The sequence below is a fragment of the Psychrobacter sp. YP14 genome (assembly GCF_003209315.1).
Classification (GTDB): domain Bacteria; phylum Pseudomonadota; class Gammaproteobacteria; order Pseudomonadales; family Moraxellaceae; genus Psychrobacter; species Psychrobacter raelei.
In genome coordinates this window covers 238,858-260,832 of the sequence record NZ_CP029789.1, presented here as the reverse complement: position 1 = coordinate 260,832, position 21,975 = coordinate 238,858, and the positions used below count along the sequence as shown (strand labels likewise).

The window sequence follows — 21,975 nt, the reverse complement described above, 5'->3', positions numbered from 1 at the left end:
GTCGCAACAAGCGGCATAACCACAAAGTAAGGGCCCTGCTTAGCGCTTAAGCAAAGCCCTTGTAAGCATGAACCGCTTATATCAGCGACTAGCCTTTGTCTTCTGCCGCTGGCGTGCCGTCTGGATTGACATAAGTGGGACCACCAAACGAGGTCACCGCTGGCGCTTTGCCGACGAATTTTTCAATCTCAACCAAGCAGGTATTGGCACTTGGGCCCTGCGCCAACATCGAAGTCCCGATATCTAAGGTCAAGGTATTGGGATCTCCATAGGTATCCAGGGCGCCAATTTCAGGGCCGGTCGGGCCATACCAAGCGCCTTCTTGAATACGAATGACGCCAGGTGGGAAGTTATCAGAGATGACGGCGCCTGCAAGCAGCTGCCCTCGGTCATTAAACACACGGACTAAGTCACCATCGCTAATCCCTCTTGCTCTGGCATCTTCAGGGCCGATATAGCAGGGCTCACGGTCTTGAACGGTATACGTAGCACGGCGCTCCTCAGACTCACAGGTCTGTGAGTGCAAGCGGGTGTCTGGGTGCACCGATTGTAGCCATAACGGATACTTATCTGAGCCTGGGCCACCGTGTGAGCGCTCGGCTTTTTCCATCCAAATAGGATGACCTTTACAGTCTGCATAGCCGTAGCTGGCTATCTTGCGGCTGCTGATCTCAATAAAGCCTGATGGCGTACCCAGTGCGTTGACCTCAGGGTCTTCACGGAAGTCTGCGTGACGTACCCAGTTCTCCCCTTCTGGGAACAACACATAGCCTTTTTCCCAGAACTCTTTGAACTCCGGCATAAAGAAGTCTTTTTTTAGGTTCTCAGCACGGCAGTCTTCATAAATCTGCTCAATCCACTGCATCTCATTCATCGCCCGGCTATACTCAAGCTCGCGGCCCATACGCTTGGTAAACTCATACCAGATTTCAAAGTCAGACTTAGAGTGATACAAGGGGTCTACCAGCTTGTGCATCGCAATCACGCCTCGGTTACTGTACGAGCCATAAGCGTCAATGTCGTTACGCTCATAAGGGGTACAGGCCGGCAATACGATATCAGCGAAACGGCAGGTGGCGGTCCAGTTATAATCAACGGATACCACGGTCTCCATATTGCGATAGCCTTTTTTCATGCGGTTGCGATCTTGGTGACGGTGCCACTGGTTACTGCCCGTAAAGATCCCCATTTTCAGCGGTGGTAGGGTCACTTCATGGCCATTAAAGTTAATCTTCTTACCAGGCTCAAGCAGACAATCCACCATACGCGCAACCGGAATGACAGAGCTATAGCCATTGTAATTGTTATTGTCATATTTAGGCTTACGGCCAGTGTCTAAGTTTAGTGGGAACGCGCCTGGCATAGAGGCGCCAGAGGTCGGCACACCCACAGAGCTGTAGTGGTGTGAATAACTGATACCGCCGCCTGGCAGACCTATTTGACCCAGCATCGCTGCGATAATCGCCCCCATCCAATACGGCTGCTCACCGTGCTGCTGACGCTGAATGGCCCAACCAAAGCAAAGCTGAGTACGGTTTTTGGCCATTTTACGTGCCAATTCGCGAATTCTATCGGCTTTTACGCCGCAGATTTTCTCAGCCCACTCAGGGGTCTTCTCCACCTTGTCTTCGGTCTTACCCATCAAGTAAGGGGTGAATTCTTCTAGCCCCAACGCATACATGTCGATGAACTTTTTGTCATACAGATTCTCGGTGTATAACGTGTGCGCCAGACCCAGCATAAATGCCACGTCTGTCATAGGGTTGACGAATTGATGCTCACACTCTAGGTAGTTTTGCGTCTTGCTCTTTACCGGATCGATACAGATGACTTCGATCTCTTTGTTGCGAACCTTGTCACGCAAGATCTCGTAGTATTCATAAGCTTCATGGGTCTCAGTGTTCCAGCCGACCTGTAAGTTTTTGATCGGGTCGTTGGCCCAGAAGATAATCACTTTGGCATTTTCTAAAATCAGTGGCCAAGACGTCCCTTGTGAATACACCTCAGTGGAGCCTAAGATATATGGCAAAATCATCTGACCGGCGCCAGTTGAGTAATCCCCTGCTGTCCCTACACTGTGGCCGTGCATGGCAATGGCACGCAGCATATGGTTACCACAGCTGTGCACGTTACCTACCGAGCGCCAGCCCACGTTCGCGGTGTGTAGTGCCCAAGGCCCGTAGTCTTTTTGAATGCGCTCAAGCTCTTGATACAAGATGTCTAACGCCTCATCCCAGCTGACACGCACAAAGCGGTTGTCGCCGCGCTGTGAGGTGTCGCTGTTTTGACGGTTTTTGTACCAGTCGACGCGAATCATCGGATAGCGTACCCGTGAAGGGCTGTAAATAATGCCCGGTACGCCATCTAAAATCTTAGTGGGATATTGATCAAACTCAAATGGTTTGATTTCCACCAGCTTGTCCGCCTCGACTCGAGCACGAAAAGCGCCCCAGTGTGCGCCGGACATTTTCCAGCCACTAAAGTCCTGCGGTTTGTCGCCTGTGGCTGAGGTCAATACGCTGTCATCGGCCAACAGCGGCGTAGGGAGTAGCGCCGTACCCGACAAAGCCGCCAGCGATTTTAAAAAGCCCCTGCGATTGATATTTTTCATAATATAACCCTTATTATTCTGCCTATTCTTGTGTGTCTTATTATGCGCATGGTGCCTTATGGACGAGCCATCTGAGGCGTATTCTCAGGTGAGCCTGGGGCATTTTTGGCACCCGCAAAGTCAGATGAGTTCAGCTGTAGGTATTTGAGTACTAAGCCGCCGGTATCTGCGTCAAGGTTGGTAAATCCAACCATACCACTCCATAGCCCTGGCCATTGGTTGGCATCATGCGAGGCTGGGTTTGGTTGACGGTGACACACACTACAGTTCTCTGCATAAGTCTGTCCGGCGATGTCCCAAGCAGGCTCTAGACTCTTCATTAATAGGCCATCTTCTACCCAGAAAGTACCGCTGACTTTTTGCCATTCAAGACCGGTTAAAGGATCCTCTTTGGACTCTTTTACCTTCACAATACTCTCATCACGAGACAGATCTTTTTCAATGACGGCATCGACAATGTTTAGGCCAAAGTGAGTGTACCAAACTCGGCCGAAGCCCTTGTTCTTACGCCACATATCCAGCTCAATTTGAGTCATGCCTTTTTCGTGGGCAATAACTTTTGCAGGCGCCGCCACTTCAATGGTGCCCGCTTGCTTGGTTTTTTCAGCATCTAAATATAAAGGTTGCGGCACGATGTTATAGTAAGTTTCGCCCACATTAATCTTGGTGCTGCCCGCCTCAGATACCAAAGAGTCGAACGCGGGGTTGTGCATGCCTTCCATAACTGGTAATTCGTGCGCAATCCCTTTGTGACAGTCAACACAGCTGGCATCACGCTCAGCGGCGCTACGCATAATCATCTGTGAGGTCACGCGCATTTTGCTAAAGTCCATGCTGTCATAGTCGTGACAAGCGCGGCACTCTTTTGAGTTATTCGCCTTAAACCGAGCCCATTCACGCTGCGCCAATACCCCGCGGTGTGCCAAGAACTTATCGCGTGTACCGATATCGCCCATAACGTGTGACAACACTTCACGCGAGGCTTGCATCTTACGGGCAATCTTATCGGTGAACTGGTGTGGCACGTGACAATCTTGACACTCAGCACGCACCCCAGTGCGGTTTTGCCAATGCACTGTTTTTTGTAGCTCAGGCAGCATGTTGTCTTTCATGGTATGACAAGACAAACAGAACTCTTCGCTATTTGTCGCTTCTAACGCTGAGTTAAAGCCTGCCCAAAACCATACCCCGCCTACGAAGCCGATGATAATCAATACACCAAGCCCAATTTTTGCAGCCGGTTTAAATAGAAGCTGACGCAGCCAACCAAATAGGCGTTTAATTGCGTTCATGATGATTCCTTGCCATTGTTTGCATCAATTGCTATCCGTAAATAGCTCACTCGCTGATTAGGTGCTTGATGCCTTTTAATAATCAGTAATGCGCATTGGCCAAAGCCGATACGCGCTCATTGATAGCCCATTTATCTCAATAAACTGGCTGAGTTTACGTGGGTGGTCCCCAAAAAAACATCTGGCCAAACCACACAATAAAGCCATACGCACAGACAAATAATATGGCCAAAAATGGCAAGGCGATAAAAGACATAAGTAGCGCGGTAAGCCACTCACGCTTGATGGGTTGCTCTTTTGATTGCATACAACTCCCCTTTTTGTTTCTTTATTTTCGATAATGTTTGTTGTCGATAATGACTGCTGACTTGCTAATGGCTGTCTGATAGTGGCTAACCGATAAGGTCAAAGATAACGACCCGTCAGTGTTAATAATTCATAAGCGCGAGAAGGCTTACTGTGACGGCAGATAGCAATTGCCGTTGGAGGTAACATTGCTTAGCCAATAAATGAGGCGCGGTATTGGAGCAGAAGGCTTTAAGGCGCGCTAAGCACAGTCCTTGCGAATGCGCTGTGACCACATAAAGTTTAAAAACTATAAATGTTACTTTATGTAATCTTTAATTTTAAACTAAACTTAACCTACGATTAATATAAGTTTAGATATATTAAAGCAATGCTAATGGCCTATCATAAAACTCGATTACGCTATGACAGTCATCCAATTTATTTGGCTTGTCTGATAATCACTTATTTTTTGTGCCCTGACCGCATATAGTTATAAAATATATATACAATTTGATAATATCCTTATTATAATTAAGGTAATAGTAAATAGCCACCAAATTTTGCCATTTTTGTGAAAAGCTGCTTAATTTTTATAGAAAAACACCAAGCATAAATATTTCTAATTTGTGAACGAAATACTAAGGTTGTATTGCACATCGTGTGTATTTCGCAAAACTGCTATAAACACAGCCCGTCAGGCAGCGTTGTTGTATGGATGAGTAGATGTATGGATGAGTAGGTATATGGGTGGTTACAGGTATGGACGGTTAGGTGTGTGAGTAGGTAGATAAAATGAGATAGATGGAGAGTAAGATAGATAGATAGAGAGTAGGATAGAAAGAGATACGTGATTAAAAAATATCGAATAAACTGGGTATGAGTAGTAGATCGGATCAGACAGGCTCAAAAACTGGGCATAAAAAAAGCCCCACATAGTGAATATGTGGGGCTTTTTTTGCTCTAAGAGCGAATTTGGAGCGGGAAACGAGATTCGAACTCGCGACCCCGACCTTGGCAAGGTCGTGCTCTACCAGCTGAGCTATTCCCGCATTTGGTAAGATCGTGCTGACTAGCTAAGACAGGTATTATAGATTAAAAATAGAATCTGTCAATACCGGCCGTTTGAAACGTGCGCTTAAAGCTAAAATAACGTATTACTAAATAGGTAATCATATTAAAGCAAATTGGAGCGGGAAACGAGATTCGAACTCGCGACCCCGACCTTGGCAAGGTCGTGCTCTACCAGCTGAGCTATTCCCGCTTAATCAGTCGCTTAGACCATAGTCATTGCTGCGTCTTGATAGGTGGGCTATTATAGATTAATTTTGTACAGTGTCAACACTTTTTTTTGGTTTATCGCATTTTTTCGTTCGAAGCGCGAAAAATTCTGTCAAACCGTAACTCTACATTTACAATAAACCGCTGTTTTATTACCTTACCAGACATAAAATTTCGTTACTATAGCGACAATATTGATGACTTGGATACTCATTGCGCCTTGGCTATTAATGGCTTGCGCAGTACTTTCCTTATTGAGAGGATAATAATGAAAAACTTTTTAATTCGCAGCACCCTTGCCGCCTCTTTATCGGTTATGGCATTAACCGGCTGTAGCTCAACCACCAATTCAGGCCTTATCGGCAGTGACCGTCAGCAGCTGTTATTGGTCTCAAGCGATCAAGTACTACAAATGTCAGCGCAAAGTTACAATCAGCTGCTACAAAAAGCAAGCAAACAAAAAGTACTCGATACCAATGCCGCCCAGCTTGCCCGCCTAAACAGCATTGCACGTAAGCTCATTCCACAAGCAGAAGCTTACCGCGGTGATGCCAAAAATTGGCAGTGGGAAGTGCATACCATTAACTCACCTGAGTTGAACGCTTTTGTATTACCCGGTGGTAAAATCATGTTTTACTCAGGCATTATCGATAAGCTAAAGCTGACTGATGCTGAGATTGCCGCCATTATGGGCCACGAAATGGCACACGCCTTACGTGAACATGCCCGTGAGCGTATGTCGAGTCAATATGCTACCCAGACCGGCATTGGCCTTGCCGCCAGTATCTTTGGCCTATCACAAGGTCAAGCTGAGCTGGCCAATATTGCCGGTGACCTAGGTATTGCCCGTCCGCACAGCCGCACCCAAGAGTCAGAAGCGGATCAGATCGGTCTGGTGCTGATGGCCAAAGCTGGCTATGATCCAAATGCGGCCATCAGCCTATGGAAAAAAATGCAGGCAGCCAGCCAAGGCGAGCCACCACAATTCTTAAGCACTCACCCTTCAAGCTCTAGCCGTATTGCTACCTTGCAAGCGCTTATTCCCCAAGTGATGCCTTACTACAAAAAGTAAGCGCTTAACCTACCCTGCTACGCTTATTATAACCACAGCCAACTGCCTTGCATTGGCTGTTTTTTTGTCCAAATAACGCCTCAGTGATAAACTCGTAGCAATTTGTTTGCACTTGTACACTGGAGTATAAGACCCATTAACTGCTAATATAGGCATATTAAAACTGTGCACACTTAAATTAATGACCACAGTTATAGGCCGTATCGTTTAGGAGATATACTTTGCAAGTTCATAATCAGCTTATTGAACGTCTTAACGCACTTAGCCCTACGCATGTCGATCTGGTTAACGAGTCTATGAATCATGCCGGCTATTTTGAAGGCAAAGAAAGCCACTTTAAACTTACCATAGTCAGCCCTGAGTTTGTGTCAAAAAGAGCCGTGGCACGTCACCAGCTCATCTATGCACAGGCCGGTGAGTTAATGACCTCTCAAGGCGGCAGCATTCATGCCCTAGCGATTCATGCGTATACCCCTGAAGAGTGGGATAGCTTATTACAAGAGCAGCAATCTGTACCTGCTAGCCCCTTGTGTGCAGGACAAAACAAAGGTTAGCGTCTTTATTTTGGCTTAAATCTAATTATCTATACCGTCCCATACCCATCGGCTTGAGGAACTTATGAAACACATGCACATGTTGATGGCCTTTATAACCATTGCATTATTTTTGTGGCAAAGTTATTTGGTGTTGGCCAAAGGTGAGCGTTTCGATAAAAAAGGCAAAATTGCCACTCACATTGTCTACACGTTATTGATTATTTCAGGCGCAATCACGGTGATGCCACTTCTGTCTACTGGGGCGCCATTACAGTGGGTGGCGGCCAAAATTATATTACTCCTTGCGGCAATAAGTGCTAGTATTAAGGCCTTTAGAGCCACAGCGACAGTTGCACAAAGTAAGGCGGGCATCTTCATTGCCTTAGTGGCTTATATCGGTATTGTTACCTTAGCTTTCGTAAAACCGGGTAACTTTTTTTAGCCGTTAACACATTAGCCGTTAACACAATGGTTACCCCACGACGAACCCAACAGCAAATCTAGGAACCCTTATGCCAAAACTTACTCTTAATGCGCTACTGGCCTCAAGTGCTCTGCTCGGCACCTTGGTATTAACCGGCTGTGCCAGCACCGGCAATGTCACCCCGCAGTACATTCCGCCCAGCACCTATCAAAACTATGACTGTGCAAGCTTGTCTCAAGAATACAATCGAATCAACTCTTATATTAATAATGAAAAATCCAGCGCTTCGGGCATCACCACCACAGGTGTGGGCGTCGGTGTATCGGCAGGACGCTGGGGCATTTCACCCAACATAAATATCGGCCTGGGCAAAAGCAATAACAATGCTGCCCGTGATGCCAAGCTCTCTCGTCTTTATGGCGAAAGCGATGCGGTCGTACAATCTGCCCGTATCAAAAACTGTGCCTTTGCGGCCAAATTAAAGGTGTATGGTGAATAAACACCAACATTAAACAAAAACTAGGCAATAAATAAACAACAAAGCCAAAGCTAAGGATAAGGCGATACCATCATGAGTCTACCTATAAATAATAATAATCCAACAACAAAAGCCCCCCATTATGAGCGCAGCGACCATCAACGTGTGGTCATCACAGGCATGGGCGCCATCACGCCTCTTGCCCTGGATGTGGACAGCACTTGGCAGCGCCTCATTGCGGGTGAAAGTGGTATTAAGCCCATTACCCATTTTGATGCGTCTACTTATCGCTCACAATTTGCCGGCACTATTGAAGGCTTCGATGTCAGCCAATATATGGCCGTAAAAGAAGCACGCCGTTATGACAGCTTCGTCCACTACGGCGTAGCGGCAGCGGGCATGGCCTTAAAACAAGCCGGCTTTATCGATACCCTGTCTGCTGAGCCTGCTCCAGTTCAAAACGTAGACCCTGATCGCTTCGGTGCCATCATTGGCTCAGGTATCGGTGGTATCCAGATTATCGAGGACAACCGCGATGCGCTGGCCAATCAAGGCGTGCGCCGTGTGTCTCCGTTTTGCTTGCCAGGCACCATTATCAATATGGCCTCAGGTATGGTGGCCATTAAGCACAACTTACGTGGCCCAAACTTAGCCACTGCCACTGCATGTACCTCAGCCTCGCACGCCATTGGTCTGGCCGCCCGTCTTATCGCTTATGGCGACTGTGATGTGATGCTCGCTGGCGGTAGCGAAAAAGGCTCAAGCCCGCTGGGTATGGCAGGTTTTGCTGCAATGGGCGCTTTGTCTACCCGCAATGATGAGCCAACTCGTGCCAGCCGTCCATTTGATAAGGACCGTGATGGCTTCGTATTGGGTGATGGCTCAGGGGTACTGGTGTTAGAAAGCTTGGCCCATGCCAAAGCACGCGGCGCTAAAATCTTAGCAGAGCTTGTGGGCTTCGGTATGAGCGATGATGCGCATCATATCACTGCGCCGCCGACCGATGGTAACGGTGCTGCCCGCTCTATGGTTATGGCCATCAATGATGCGGGTATTAAGCCCTGTGACATTGGCTATATCAATGCGCACGGTACCAGTACCCCAGCCGGTGATATCGCTGAGTCTCAAGCCATCGAGACCGTCTTTGAAGCCTGTAAAGACAGCATCTTGGTCAGCTCCACTAAGTCTATGACCGGACATCTACTGGGCGCCGCCGGTGCTATTGAAGCGGTATTTAGTGTTAAGGCTCTATTAGAGCAAGAGGTGCCGCCCACCATTAACCTTGATAATGTCGATGAGCAGTGCCGTCTGGACTATGTAGCGCACAAAGCCCGCTCTGTCACAGATCTTAATTACACCATGTCCAATAGCTTTGGCTTTGGTGGTACCAATGGTACATTAATCTTCGGGCGCTGGTCAGAGTAGCTTTACACGCCTGCTGCTTAATGGCTTGATTTACCCTTATTGTCTAATCCAACAGGAGACCTGTTAGCATGTCACAAGTCGCGTTCTCGCATCAATTTTCACACCGCTGGAGCAATGCGCCTCAGCCTGTGAAAGAGGCCTTATTTCAAGAGTTTGATGATATCGTCCGTCTGTTAGAGGCTGAGACCGACTTAGACAGCTTTGAGTTTACTGTGCCGGATTTGCATGAGCATATTGAAGCCATTTATGCCGAGGTCGAAGCTGAGCATGCCGCAGCTCGCCTGCAGGCAGAGCAGTTAGAAGCTGAGCGTCTAGAAGCTGAGAGACTAGAATATGAAAAGCTTGAAACTGAGCGCTTAGCGTTTGAAGCACAGGCAGCTAAGCAGCACGCTTTAAGTCAGCAACAGGCTGAGCAGGCTGCCGAAGCACAGATTGAGCAAGACCATTCAGCAGATAACTTAGCCGAAAGCCGCTTATTAGACACCGCCTCAGAGTCTAGCCTAGCTGCTGACAGCACAGCTGATACCCTCGATACCCTCTCTGACTTGGATCAAGAAGCCTTAAACCAGAGCAAGCTAGATCAGAGCGAGATTGAAACCGAGGCGTATCAGCAAGCGGCGGAGGTAGCAAGCCCGGTTGCAGCTGACACGGCAGCAACCGATAAGGGTGAAACGAGCAAGCACGTCACTGCCCCCGATACCAGCACCCCGCCCGCTTTTGAATTTGCGGCGCTCAAAGGCGAGCTTGATGAGGAGTTTATCAAAGGTCTTGAGGCGCATATCGATGACTACTTAAGTGAGCAGTTGGCCGATATGTCAGAGAATTTAAAAGCTTGGCTGCGTGATCAAATCATGCACCGTTTAAGCAGCAAGTAAGTCTTAATCACAGCACAGCACAGCACAGACAACAAAGCGGTAGGCCTCAAGCCTACCGCTTTGTTGTTTGTTGCTGCTCAGTCTACTCGTGCAACACTTTATAAATGGTGTTGGCCATCACTTTACCAATACCGTTTACCCCTTCAAGCTCTTGCTGCGATGCGCCCAGTAGCTGTTGCAGCCCGCCAAAGTGGTTGAGTAAATCACGGCGGCGCTTCTCTCCCAGACCTGGAATGGCTTCAAGTACCGATGATGAGCGGCGTTTATCGCGTTTTTTGCGATGCGCCGTGATGGCAAAGCGGTGCGCCTCATCACGAATATTCATAATTAAATGCAGCGCCTTAGAGTCCATCGGTAAGTCGAGCGGTTCATGCTCAATAAAGTGCAGCACCTCAAGACCCGCTTTACGTCCCTCGCCTTTGGCTACCCCAATCAGCAAGGTGTCATTTAAAAGGCCAAGCTCAGTAAGCACATTTTTGGCCATAGACAGCTGACCCTTACCCCCATCGATGAGCAGTACATCTGGCAAAGGATGCTTCTTATAACGACGGGTAATGGCCTGCGCCATAGCAGCATAGTCATCGCCATCTTGCACCCCATGAATGGCGTATTGTCGATAATCACGTTTACGGGCGCCGCCTTGATCGAACACCACACAGCTGGCAATGGTCGCCTCACCCATGGTATGCGAGATATCAAAGCACTCTATGGTGTCTATGCTGCTTTGGCTGACCGGCTCGAGCACCTCTTTTAACGCAGCAAATCTGGCATGCAGCTCCAGATAATCGCCAAGCTTGGTCTTTAATGCATTGTGCGCATTTAGTTTGGCCAAATCCAGCCACTCTGCACGGTGCTCGCGCACATTGGTTTTGATGACCGTCTTAGCCTCAAAGTGGGTGCTTAGCGCCTCTTGCAGTGCCATCTGATCCGGCAGCTCGTGGCTAATGATAATCTCTGCTGGCAAATCATCGGTAACTTGAAAATAAAATGAGGTGATAAAGGCAGATAAGTTGTCATTGATCGGCTCATTGCTATCGACATCGGGGAAGTAGTTTTTGCCGCCCAATACCCGCCCGCCACGCACGGTTAGCACATTAACGCAGGTCATACCTGCTTGACTGGCAATGGAGATAACATCGGCCTCCCCTTGCACTGTATATACCGCTTGGCGTGATTGTACTTCACGCAGCATGGAGAGTTGATCACGATAAAAGGCTGCTTTTTCGAAGTCTAGCGCTTCAGCAGAGTGTTCCATCTTCTCAATCAAGGTGGTGTGAATGTCGCTTGAGTCCCCCTTTAAAAAGCGGATGGTGTTTTGTACATCGGCTGCGTACTCTTCAGCAGACACCAAGCCGACGCATGGGGCGCGGCACCGCTTAATCTGATACTCAAGGCAGGGGCGTTTGCGCTGACGAAAAAAGGTATTGGTACATTGGCGCATCTGAAACATCTTTTGCATCAGCACCAAGGTTTCTTTGGCAGCGTGTGCTGAGGGGAAGGGTCCAAAAAACTTGCCCTTTTGATGCTTGGCCTTACCGCGGCCATAAGCCAGACGCGGATAAGGCTGGTCAGCGGAGATAAACACATACAGATAGGATTTGTCATCACGCAGCAGCACGTTATAAGGCGGACGATGCTCTTTAATCAGGTTTTGCTCAAGCAATAACGCTTCAGTCTCACTGCGGGTAATGATGGTCTCGATGTCATGAATACGAGACACCAGCGCACGGGTCTTAGGGTGGTCAATGGTTTTGGCAAAATAGCTATTGACGCGGCTTTTAAGCGATTTGGCTTTACCGACATACAAAATATCACCGTTTTTACCCAGCATCTTATACACCCCTGGTAAATTAGGCAGTCTTTTTATCAGATGCTTTAGACGGGCTTGCTTGTCATCGGCTTGAGCCGTTAACGACGGAGTCACCATAACGTATTAAACCAAAAATTATTAAAGATACCTTTATTTATGGGGCTTTTGGGGCATTATTGCAAGCACAAAAAAAAGCTGGCATAACGCCAGCTTTTTACAACCTTTTTGCTATACGTGAGGCTTAGACTTATGGTGAGAGCTTAGTGTCTAAAGCTTGGCATCAATGCAGGGATACCTGGCAACATACCTACCATGGCCATAACCACCGTTAATAGTACGAACATAAAGGCGGGAATAATCCAGCGGCTCATTTTACTTAGGCCTGCGCTGCGCTCTTTTGAGCCAATAAGCCCTAAGTTGTCTAGTAGCATAGTTAAAGACCAACCAAAGGCTGGGTTTACCAAGGCAGAGGCGAATACTACGATGGCTGCAGATTGAGTGGTTTTGCCCTCACGTGTCATCTCCATGCCCGCCTCAAGTAGCGGAATGAATACGCCCACAATCAGCGCCACACACATCACAGGCTCCCAGATGGCCAAATCCATAGGATAGCCCCAAATCGCTGCGATCACACAAAAAACAGCGGTCAAAATAGCGCCTGCTGGGATAGGACGCTTCGCAATTGCTGCAGGCACAATATAAGTTCCCCAAGATGAGGTAAAGTTTGCGCCGCCTAATACCGAGCCCACTACCTGACGGATAGAGGCACTGGTCATGGTGTCATCAATGTTCATCACCACACGCTCCGTGCGCTTGGGATAGCTGATTTTTTGGAACACCTGATGGCCTAAGAAGTCAGGTGACCACATGGCTACTGCCAGTACCGCGAATGGCAGTACCACCATGAAGCTCTCTAAATTGGGCAGACCCAACATCCATCCTGTGTTTTCACCCCACCAGTACATCGGACTCATATGCGGCATACCTGGCGCAGTCTCAAATGCAAAAGGCGCACCCAGTAAGAAAGCAACACCGCCGCCCAATAAGCAGCTCAAAGGAACCGCAAGCCAGCGCTTATTGTAGTTTTCCAGTACCGCATACAACACAATGGTGCTCAAAATTACCACAAAGGCAATGTGCGGCATATTGATGTCTTTGGACCAGTTAAGCAGCTTGGTCACCTGAGAGGTGGTACCAATAAAGCCCAAGTACAATAGCAGACCGCCACACACCCCTTTACTGGTCAAGTTGGCCAGCAGACTCCCCCCTTTACTAATGGCGAGCAAGATACCAAACAGACCAATTAACAGACCAAAGGCCATCGGGTGACCGCCTGCCAATACCACAATAGGAATAAGCGGAATTAAGGGGCCATGGGTACCGGCCAAGTTGGCGGTAGGAAGAATAAATCCGGAGAATAGCACCACAAAAAACGAGACAATAAGTAACTCATAACGCACGTTTTCTAGAATAAAGGCATCACCCAAATTAAGAGCACCGGCGAAAGTCGCGGCAATGGCGCCCACCATGACCACTTTACCAATGGTGGCTGCTAAAGCAGGAATGGTATCTTCGAATTCAAAGCGATAATCACGAAACGGCAAGTTGGGTTTCCAGCGCTTAGGCTGCATGATTTGTAATTCGTGATTAAGGTAGTCATCGCGACTGGCGAAACTTGAACTGGGCTTGTGCAGCTGCTCATAAGTACCGGTTAAAACAGGACCCTCATCAGTGATAGAGTCGTGTCCTGAATTAGGCAATGAGTCATTACTCATAGTATCTCCTTATACTAATAAAAAATATCTTCCGTACGCTTAGGATGTTAAAAGGAATAGATGTATAAATTCATACAGTACATGTGTAAGCTTATTGTATTCTAACTGCACAAATAATACGAGTGCTATTTATCGCTAAATCACTGATTTATAGAATAAAAATTGTCTAGTCAAATGAAAAAGCCCCAATCAATTAAGACTGGGGCTTTTTCCTAATGGCTGTTAAGGGCCATTAGCTCTTTTTGGTATACAACTAATTAATGCTTTAACCTAAAGTAGGATCAGCTTAGATGCCTGGTGCAGTTTCTACTGCTTCTGGAACGTTCGCGCTAGTTTTAGTCTGAACGCGTGCAGATAATTTCTCACGGATACGTGCAGATTTACCAGAACGCTCACGTAAGTAGTAAAGTTTCGCACGACGTACAGCACCACGACGCTTCACTTCAATGCTATGAATGATTGGTGAATGTAATTGGAAAGCACGCTCAACACCGATACCGCTTGAGATTTTACGAACGGTAAATGCAGAGTTAAGACCACGGTTACGCTTAGCGATTACCACACCTTCAAAAGCCTGAAGACGCTCACGGTCACCTTCACGAACTTTTACTTGAACAACAACTGTATCACCAGCAGAGAAGTTAGGACGCTCAAGTAGTTGTGAATTTTCAACTGCTTGTACTAATGGATGTACATTACTCATGAGATTGCTCCTCACATGGGACGGCATAGGCTAACACGCATACCACCCGTTTATAATAATCACCCCTTAAGCTCAATACGAGCGGACTGGGGAAACAGGAATAAGAAATCGGTTTTCGATTGTTATTGATATTGAACCAATAACCCTAACGGCTTAGGCCATGATATTAAGTTGGTTTATCATCGGGTTTAGCCAGCTAGTTTAGAATCTGGGATAATAAAAAACAGTAAAGTTAGCACTTAGACAAAGCATATTGAAAGTTCTATCGGCTCTCTACTTCATCGTTTTGTTAACTTTTTTGAGCAAGCGGGCTTGCTCGGCGTTTGGGGTAAAGGATTGCCACAAGTCAGGACGCCTTTGTTTGGTGCGCTCAACTTGCTGCATAAACCGCCACGTTGCGATATTGGCATGGTGTCCAGATAATAACACCTCTGGCACTTGTAGCCCCTCAAAGTCATGAGGCTTGGTATAGTGCGGACAATCTAGCAACCCTTCAACAAAGGAGTCTTGCTCAGCCGACTTTGCATCACCCATAACATCGGGCAATCGGCGTATGACACTGTCCATCAATACCATCGCAGGTAGCTCACCACCGGTCAATACAAAATCTCCAATAGAGATCTCCATATCAACATAACGCGCTAACAGTCGCTCATCAATGCCTTCATAGCGACCACACAACAGAATCATAGCCTCATAATGACGCATAGAAACCACTGCAGCTTCATCTAATTTATCGCCTTGCGGAGACAGATAGACAACCGGACAGTGCTCTGAATCTGTGATACAGCCGTGTAAGCTTGCTTGCGACTTGGCATACGCTATGGCTTTTGCCAAAGGTTCTGCCATCATCACCATACCCGGACCACCACCAAAAGGGCGCTCATCGATACGGCGATAATTGTCTGTCGTAAAATCGCGAGGATTTATGCAGTCGATAACCACTTGCTTATTTTGAACCGCTCTACCGGTGATGCCATACTCACTTATCGCGGTAAACATCTCAGGTAAAATGGTGATGACAGCGAAATACATTAGGTCACCTCCATCTTATTAATGCGTCAAAATACAGACAATCGTTGAATAACTAGGAATCATTGTTAAGCCTTAATCTAAATTATGGGCTTAAAAATCACGTTCCCAATCTACAACCATCCGTCCGGCAGCCAAATCAACCACATCGACAGTTTGTTTGTGCCAAGGAATCATGCGCGGCTCATCATCGATACTGTCTTGACTCGGCACTACCTTCATAATCGGGTGTGCGCCAGTTTCGAACAGCTCTTTGACTGTGCCTAGGCACTCATCTTGCTTATTAATGACACTTAAGCCCACCAAATCAGACCAGTAGTACTCGTCCTCTTCAGTGCCAGGTAAGCTGTCTTTATCAATCCAAATACTAACCCCGTTCATCGTTTCGGCGACATTGCGATCAGGGACTTGCTCAAATTGAGCCACAATACCTGTGCCTTGTCGGCGCCACTGAGTCACGGTCAGGGGTTTAAAGCCTGTAGCCGTTTTCATCCACCAAGGCGAATAACTAAAAATAGCTTCTCGTTCCTCAGTTTCACTAAAAACCCATAACCAGCCTTTAATGCCGTATGGTTTTTTTAGTTGTCCTATTTTCATAAGACTGTCAGCGTTTGGTTTGGTCATAAGACTTGCTCAGCCACAATTAATAAAAAAACAATTACTCAAAACTTGGTTGCAATGAGATACACTCCCATTGCAAGGCAAATGATGTCTTAAGCAGTTGCTTCTTCAGTTGTTGGCTTATAACCTTTAGCCAATGCTTTAACGCGATCTGAAGGCTGTGCGCCTTTTTCGATCCAAGCATTGTAAGCGTCCATGTCTAGACGAAGTTCAACTTCTTGACCTTTCGCTAGTGGGTTGTAAAAACCTAAGTTTTCGATGTAACGGCCATCGCGTGAACGACGTTGATCAGCTACAACAACTTGATAGAATGGGCGTTTTTTGGCACCGCCCCGTGCTAAACGAATAACAACCATTTGAGTTCTCTCTTCCGTAGGTATACCAAAAAGGGCATAATTATATCAGAATACTAATGACTTGGAAACCTTTACCTTAATTAAAACTGTAACCAACAATAAACTACTAAGCGATATCCCAATGACCCACTCAGCCTCTCGTTCCATACGCTCACGTTTTAGACTGAAGCCTTATTCCAACACTTGGCAGACCACCCTTGCTGTGATGCTGGTAGTGACCGTCAGTGTGGCGGTTTCAATCTGGTTTTTTTGGCGCAGTTTGTATTTGCCCGAGCTAAAAAACCATGCTCGTTACCTAACCACTGAGTTGAAGCTCGTCAATGCAACGCGTCAGGATTGGGCAGACAATGAGGAGGTTAGCCGCTGGATTTTCGCCCACAATCATATTGCGGTGGTTGAAGATCCCAGTCAGTTTCCTGATGTTTCAGATAAAGCTGTGGTTGAGTTTTTTACCGATGTTATTCAGCAAGAAATCAGCCAGCAGCTAGGCCGTGACAGTGTGGTTTATTTTAAGTTTAAACCCACGCCGCAGCTCTGGGTTCAGGATACAGCATCACCGGAGTTTTGGATACGTGAACCTGTTATATTTTATGCACAGTATAGCCCAAGTTCGCTGATTTTCTTCTTACTGGGCATTCCGCTATTGGCATTGGTGACCATTTTATTATTGGTACGTCAATTAAACCGTCCGCTGCGTAAGCTACAACAAGCGGCGACCAACTATATCAGTTTGGGCAGCGCCACGACCCTACCCACCAATACAGGCACCACTGAGATTCGCCGCGTAAACATGGCCTTTAACCGCCTATTTACGACACTAAATCAGGCTCAAAAAGAGCGTACCATTATGCTTGCCGGTATTTCACATGACTTGCGCACGCCCCTGACTCGAATGCGGCTTACCGCTGAGATGCTGCCCGATGAGTTTTTTCGAGAAGGGCTGATTTACGATATCGAAGACATGGATGCCATTTTAGAGCAGTTCATCTCCTTTATGAAAGATGGCTCCGATGAGGCGGTCAGCTTGACCAATTTGGACAGTATTTTTAAAGAGGTGATGGTGCAATTTGCACCCCTTGAATTCATCTATCAATCCGATGGACTGCGCGAGGTGGCGGTCAGACCCATGTCTATCAAGCGTCTTATTATTAATTTAATCGTAAACGCTCAGCGCTATGGTAAGCCGCCCATTTATTTGACCGCTACCATTACCCCAACCTTTAATTCGCAACAGGTGGATCCAGATGACGAAACCTCAGTGTCCACGCCAGGTATGGTACGCAAGGCTAAGGAGCAATTAATCATTTGTGTGCGCGACTGCGGCCCTGGGGTAGCAAATGATCAATTAGAGCGCATTATGCAGCCCTTTGAGCGTGGAGAATCGGCTCGGACGACTCAAGGTAGCGGACTGGGTCTTGCCATCGTACAGCGCATTACAGGGCTACATCATGGCACGGTAGAAGCCATCAATCATCCTGAAGGCGGATTGCAAGTATGTGTGCGTATCCCACTGCTATCTCAGACCCAGCCTACGGACTGGGAGCCTAACGATGAGGATGACGTAGAAGCCTATCATGAATAAGGTCCGCATGAGCAAGACCAGTATGAGTAAGACCAGACAATAGGACAGCTAATGAATTAGCTGTCGCTGTCTATCAGTTTACGAGCGCCTTTTTCTTGCGTTAATTGATCGGCTGAAATGGTCTGGGTTAACGGCTTAATCGGCCAATTCATGGTAAAGCGAGCGCCGCCCAATTTCGGACTTTCATCCACAGACATGGTGCCATTAAACCAAAACGCAATACGTGACACGATAGACAGCCCGAGGCCATAGCCCCCTGAAGCGCGCGTGCGACTGTCATCTAAGCGCGCAAAAGGCACGAATACCTTATCGCGATCTTCTTCTGGAATACCGTGGCCATCATCTTCTACCGACACAAAAGCCTCGCCTTTACGTACGCCGGCGCTAATAACAATCTTCGACTCAGCATAACGCAAGGCATTACCCGCCAAGTTCTGCACCACACGGTGTAGGTAGCGTCTGTCTGCCACCGCAGTCACCTTGGCTGTCGGTGCTATACCCACTATCTCAATAGGCTTACCTAACGCATTGGTCTCACGCACAATCTGATCGACCAGCTCTTTTAAGCTCACCGGCTCAAGGTCTAGCTTAGGCGAGCCTTCTTCTAACTTAGCGTAAGTTAAAATCTCATCAATAAGACCATTTAACGACTCAATATCTTCATCGATATAGTCGCGTTGCATCTCTCGAGATTCTTGATCTTCAGTATCGGCCAACATATCTACCGCAAAGCGAATACGTGCCACAGGGGTGCGCAGCTCATGTGACACCGCTCTGGTTAGCTCCCGCTGTGACTCAATAAGGCGCTTGATGTGCTCAGTCATGGCATTGAAGGTGGCGGCCAATCGAGCAATCTCATCTTGACCCACCACCTGCACGCGGGTATCTAAATTACCATCGCCGACTTCATTAACACCGGACTGAATCAGTTGCAATTTGCGCTCAAGTGGGAAAATCAGTGCATACACTCCCAAACTAATAAGGAACATGCTAATAAGCACCACACTGATAATCAGATTAAAGGGGAACCACTTAAACAGACTAACCGGCCCAATAACCAACGCCATATTCTCAAGCTCAGAGGGCGCTATAATCTTAATAGAGGAGTCATCAGAGCGGGTACTGTCACGAAATAGCATGACCACTTCATCACGCTCTAGCCGGCGCAGTTGATCATCATCTAGTTCAAGCTTATCAACATTTTCAATGCTAAGTGGAAACGCGAATTTTTCTGAAATTTCACTAAGACGCTGACGCTTGCTTTCAAGGTCAGGAAAGTAGGACAAATCATTTAAAAGCAGCACTGCCATGGCACGCACTTGTTGCTCAGTGACTTTGCTAATACGCACAGTAATGACATTATCTTCACCCTCGATAGGATGAAAAATGTCGGCATAGGCCGGCTGAGCGACATAACGTACCACTGTTTTTTGTTGCTCTAAACGCTTAAGCTCACTGGCCTTAAAGTCGATACTTGACTCTGGCTGAATACTAAAATTATTACCAAATAATTGACTGATATCATTAAGCCAATATTCGCGCTGGGTCTCAGAAGCTTGCTGCTTTAGACCCGAACTGACCAAATACAAAGCGCCTGTGGCCACGTTTTCTCTATAGGTTTGAATACGCTCTTTATTGATGGTGTCCACCAACAGCTGGGCAAATAAGGCAACAAAAAGACAAACCAATAATAAGCCGGCATAGATGCGCAGAAAAATACTATGTTTTAAGGATGAGAATATTGGCATATGACATCTAATAAAATTAATTTTATCCTAGTTTACCCTAATTTGGATTTTTAACCTACCGATGACCAAGCTGCTACCAGTGTCTACTAAAGCTACCCGTTTATGAGTTAATATTGGTAGTTAACAACATAAATGAGTGGGTAAAGACTTAAAAAATAATCGGTTGGCGTTAAGAGGTCGCTTAGGAGGAAATGATACTCAATTATAAGGCCAGTTCCGACTACTATGGTTTGAAATTTTGTTGTCAGGGCACAAGTTTTGTAAAAAAACTGTCAAAATAGGCCATTAATTAGCACAAAGTACACAAAAACCAGTCGAACACGACCGCTATGCTAAAGATCAATCAAAAGCCAAACACAAAAAAGCCAGCTATTATAGCCGGCTTTGTGATAAATCAAAGCTAATCAGACAGCAGATAGCAGTTAGGCCTATGTCAGCTTTATATCACCGCATGAGCAACACCATCTGCAGCAACTATTTAGGTAAAAATTAGTTGCCTTCTTTAACGAACAAGTAGCCTTTACTGCGTACTGTTTTGATGCGTTTTGGATTTTCTGGATCATCACCGATTTTTGGACGAATACGTGAGATACGTACGTCAATTGAACGGTCTTGACCATCATACTCAATACCACGCAGACGCTCAAAGATGTCTTCACGTGATAAGATGCGACCTGCATTTGAGGCCAACAGCCATAGTAAGTCATATTCAGCACTGGTGAAGTCAACCAATTCGCCATTTAGGGTTACTGAGCGGCCACCATTGTCGATAACCAGCTCACCAAACTCTAAGCGCTGTGGTACTTCTTCTGAAGGTGCATTCTCTGAGCGGCGTAATAAAGCGCGGATACGAGCCAATAATACGCGAGGCTGAGCAGGCTTAGCGACATAATCGTCAGCACCCATCTCAAGACCCAAGACTTGGTCCATGTCTTCTGTACGCGCAGTCAGCATCAAAATTGGGCTGTGGTAATGTGGACGTACTTCACGGCAAACGGTTAGACCATCGCTACCTGGCAACATCACATCTAATACAACCAAATCAGGCTGTTCATTGATAATGCGGCGGATAGCACGGTTACCGTCAGTTTCGATGGCGACATCCATGCCGTTTTTAACCAAGTAATCTTGGGTTAACATAGCAAGACGTTCATCATCTTCTACAATTAAAATCCGTGGGGTTTGTTCTTCTTCAATATTAGACATTATTCTTCCTCAAAACAGTTATCAATGTTTATTGTGATTGCCTTCTCTACTTAAAAGTATGCATTACATTTAGTATATAGATTAACTATATTGTCATCAATCAGTATAGCCATAAAAGCCTTTATTAATCAGGCTTGAGTTTATTATGTTAGCCCAAAAGCCTATTTATTCATACCTTAGTCTATTCAAATACTAATGCCACTTCAGCGCGTGAGCTTTATTAATAAACAAACTAATAGTTATCGACTTAATCTTAACACATAAAAAAACAGCCTAGTATAGGCTGTTTTTTTATTTTAATAAGTATTTAATATGTATACACTACTAGGCAGTATAAGCCTTAAGCACGGTTACGATATTTTCTAATCGTTTGTAGCTGGGCAACAGATTCTGCCAAAGAGGCCAATGCCGCATTGGTCTGTAAAGTCTCAGTCTGATTAGCCAGCATTTGCTCCGCTTTTTTACGAGCTTCAACAATCTTAGCTTCATCTAAGTCATGGGCACGCACTGCAGTATCTGCAAGTACGGTCACAAGCTTAGGCTGAACCTCAAGAACACCGCCAGACACATAGATGACTTCTTCATTGCCATCAGGTGTTTGAATGCGCATTGAGCCCGGTTTTAATAGTGTGATGAGCGGGGTATGACCTGCTAATATACCAACTTCACCTTCACTACCCGTCGCAATTAACATACTGATTTCACCAGCATATATCTCTTCACGAGCACTGACTACTCGGCACTGTAAGGTTGCCATGCGACTCTCCGTTATTCACTCATTAACTTACTAATTTGATATAAATGTCTTAAATTGCGATAGCTGATCGCTAATCTGAGTGTGACATACTTTATATGAAATATGC

The 21,975-nt window shown here is 46.5% G+C and carries 19 protein-coding genes and 2 tRNA genes; 7 read left to right on the top strand and 14 right to left on the bottom strand.

Annotated elements, in window-relative coordinates:
• Positions 1–88 precede the first annotated feature (88 nt).
• The 5 genes from torA to DLE54_RS01100 form a co-directional block, all read right to left on the bottom strand.
• Positions 89–2,611, bottom strand: coding sequence for a trimethylamine-N-oxide reductase TorA (gene torA, locus DLE54_RS01120; protein ID WP_110815963.1), 2,523 nt, complete (start codon positions 2,609–2,611; stop codon positions 89–91).
• Positions 2,612–2,667: 56 nt separating this feature from the next.
• Entirely contained in the window at positions 2,668–3,903 is a 1,236-nt protein-coding gene (gene torC / locus DLE54_RS01115; protein ID WP_011959506.1) for a pentaheme c-type cytochrome TorC, read from the bottom strand.
• A gap of 154 nt (positions 3,904–4,057) precedes the next feature.
• On the bottom strand, positions 4,058–4,210 hold the full coding sequence (locus tag DLE54_RS01110) for a periplasmic nitrate reductase, NapE protein (protein WP_083757354.1): 153 nt from the start codon (positions 4,208–4,210) through the stop codon (positions 4,058–4,060).
• A gap of 954 nt (positions 4,211–5,164) precedes the next feature.
• A tRNA-Gly gene (locus DLE54_RS01105) sits at positions 5,165–5,240 on the bottom strand.
• Positions 5,241–5,376: 136 nt separating this feature from the next.
• A tRNA-Gly gene (locus tag DLE54_RS01100) sits at positions 5,377–5,452 on the bottom strand.
• A 285-nt stretch (positions 5,453–5,737) separates the two neighbouring features.
• Between DLE54_RS01100 and DLE54_RS01095 the strand changes: the two genes are divergently transcribed.
• The 6 genes from DLE54_RS01095 (at position 5,738) to DLE54_RS01070 (ending at position 10,279) form a co-directional block, all read left to right on the top strand.
• Positions 5,738–6,541 carry a M48 family metallopeptidase gene (locus DLE54_RS01095; RefSeq protein WP_110815962.1) on the top strand — a complete coding sequence of 268 codons (804 nt, stop codon included), beginning with the start codon at positions 5,738–5,740 and terminating at the stop codon, positions 6,539–6,541.
• A 221-nt stretch (positions 6,542–6,762) separates the two neighbouring features.
• A complete protein-coding gene (locus tag DLE54_RS01090; RefSeq protein WP_110815961.1) occupies positions 6,763–7,095 on the top strand; it encodes a BolA family protein in 333 nt (110 codons plus the stop codon).
• A gap of 64 nt (positions 7,096–7,159) precedes the next feature.
• Complete coding sequence (locus tag DLE54_RS01085; protein ID WP_011959503.1) at positions 7,160–7,519, top strand: SirB2 family protein; 360 nt, start codon at positions 7,160–7,162, stop codon at positions 7,517–7,519.
• A 70-nt stretch (positions 7,520–7,589) separates the two neighbouring features.
• Positions 7,590–8,000, top strand: a complete 411-nt coding sequence (locus DLE54_RS01080) for a hypothetical protein (RefSeq protein WP_110815960.1) — start codon at positions 7,590–7,592, stop codon at positions 7,998–8,000.
• A gap of 72 nt (positions 8,001–8,072) precedes the next feature.
• Positions 8,073–9,404 carry a beta-ketoacyl-ACP synthase II gene (fabF, locus tag DLE54_RS01075; RefSeq protein ID WP_011959501.1) on the top strand — a complete coding sequence of 444 codons (1,332 nt, stop codon included), beginning with the start codon at positions 8,073–8,075 and terminating at the stop codon, positions 9,402–9,404.
• Between the two features lie 68 nt (positions 9,405–9,472).
• Positions 9,473–10,279, top strand: coding sequence for a hypothetical protein (locus tag DLE54_RS01070; protein WP_110815959.1), 807 nt, complete (start codon positions 9,473–9,475; stop codon positions 10,277–10,279).
• Between the two features lie 82 nt (positions 10,280–10,361).
• Here the strand turns inward: DLE54_RS01070 and uvrC are convergent, their stop codons facing one another.
• The 6 genes from uvrC to rpsP all read right to left on the bottom strand — a co-directional run bounded on the left by uvrC (position 10,362) and on the right by rpsP (position 16,576).
• Positions 10,362–12,206 carry an excinuclease ABC subunit UvrC gene (uvrC, locus tag DLE54_RS01065; protein WP_110815958.1) on the bottom strand — a complete coding sequence of 615 codons (1,845 nt, stop codon included), beginning with the start codon at positions 12,204–12,206 and terminating at the stop codon, positions 10,362–10,364.
• Positions 12,207–12,349: 143 nt separating this feature from the next.
• Complete coding sequence (locus DLE54_RS01060) at positions 12,350–13,864, bottom strand: DUF3360 family protein (RefSeq protein WP_011959497.1); 1,515 nt, start codon at positions 13,862–13,864, stop codon at positions 12,350–12,352.
• A 286-nt stretch (positions 13,865–14,150) separates the two neighbouring features.
• The gene (gene rplS, locus DLE54_RS01055; RefSeq protein WP_011959496.1) at positions 14,151–14,567 is read right to left on the bottom strand and encodes a 50S ribosomal protein L19; all 417 of its coding nucleotides are present in this window, start codon (positions 14,565–14,567) and stop codon (positions 14,151–14,153) included.
• Between the two features lie 273 nt (positions 14,568–14,840).
• On the bottom strand, positions 14,841–15,602 hold the full coding sequence (gene trmD / locus DLE54_RS01050; protein ID WP_011959495.1) for a tRNA (guanosine(37)-N1)-methyltransferase TrmD: 762 nt from the start codon (positions 15,600–15,602) through the stop codon (positions 14,841–14,843).
• A gap of 90 nt (positions 15,603–15,692) precedes the next feature.
• Positions 15,693–16,223, bottom strand: a complete 531-nt coding sequence (rimM, locus tag DLE54_RS01045) for a ribosome maturation factor RimM (RefSeq protein ID WP_110815957.1) — start codon at positions 16,221–16,223, stop codon at positions 15,693–15,695.
• Between the two features lie 89 nt (positions 16,224–16,312).
• Complete coding sequence (gene rpsP, locus DLE54_RS01040; RefSeq protein WP_011959493.1) at positions 16,313–16,576, bottom strand: 30S ribosomal protein S16; 264 nt, start codon at positions 16,574–16,576, stop codon at positions 16,313–16,315.
• A 121-nt stretch (positions 16,577–16,697) separates the two neighbouring features.
• On the opposite strand from rpsP, the gene DLE54_RS01035 reads away from it, so the two are divergent.
• Entirely contained in the window at positions 16,698–18,158 is a 1,461-nt protein-coding gene (locus tag DLE54_RS01035; protein WP_110815956.1) for an ATP-binding protein, read from the top strand.
• A gap of 56 nt (positions 18,159–18,214) precedes the next feature.
• Here the strand turns inward: DLE54_RS01035 and DLE54_RS01030 are convergent, their stop codons facing one another.
• From DLE54_RS01030 to DLE54_RS01020, 3 genes are all read right to left on the bottom strand, one after another.
• Positions 18,215–19,906 (bottom strand): ATP-binding protein, encoded by a 1,692-nt coding sequence (locus DLE54_RS01030; RefSeq protein ID WP_110815955.1) that lies wholly within the window; start codon positions 19,904–19,906, stop codon positions 18,215–18,217.
• A gap of 489 nt (positions 19,907–20,395) precedes the next feature.
• Complete coding sequence (locus DLE54_RS01025) at positions 20,396–21,112, bottom strand: response regulator (protein ID WP_110815954.1); 717 nt, start codon at positions 21,110–21,112, stop codon at positions 20,396–20,398.
• A gap of 340 nt (positions 21,113–21,452) precedes the next feature.
• Positions 21,453–21,869, bottom strand: coding sequence for a F0F1 ATP synthase subunit epsilon (locus DLE54_RS01020; RefSeq protein WP_011959487.1), 417 nt, complete (start codon positions 21,867–21,869; stop codon positions 21,453–21,455).
• Positions 21,870–21,975 lie beyond the last annotated feature (106 nt).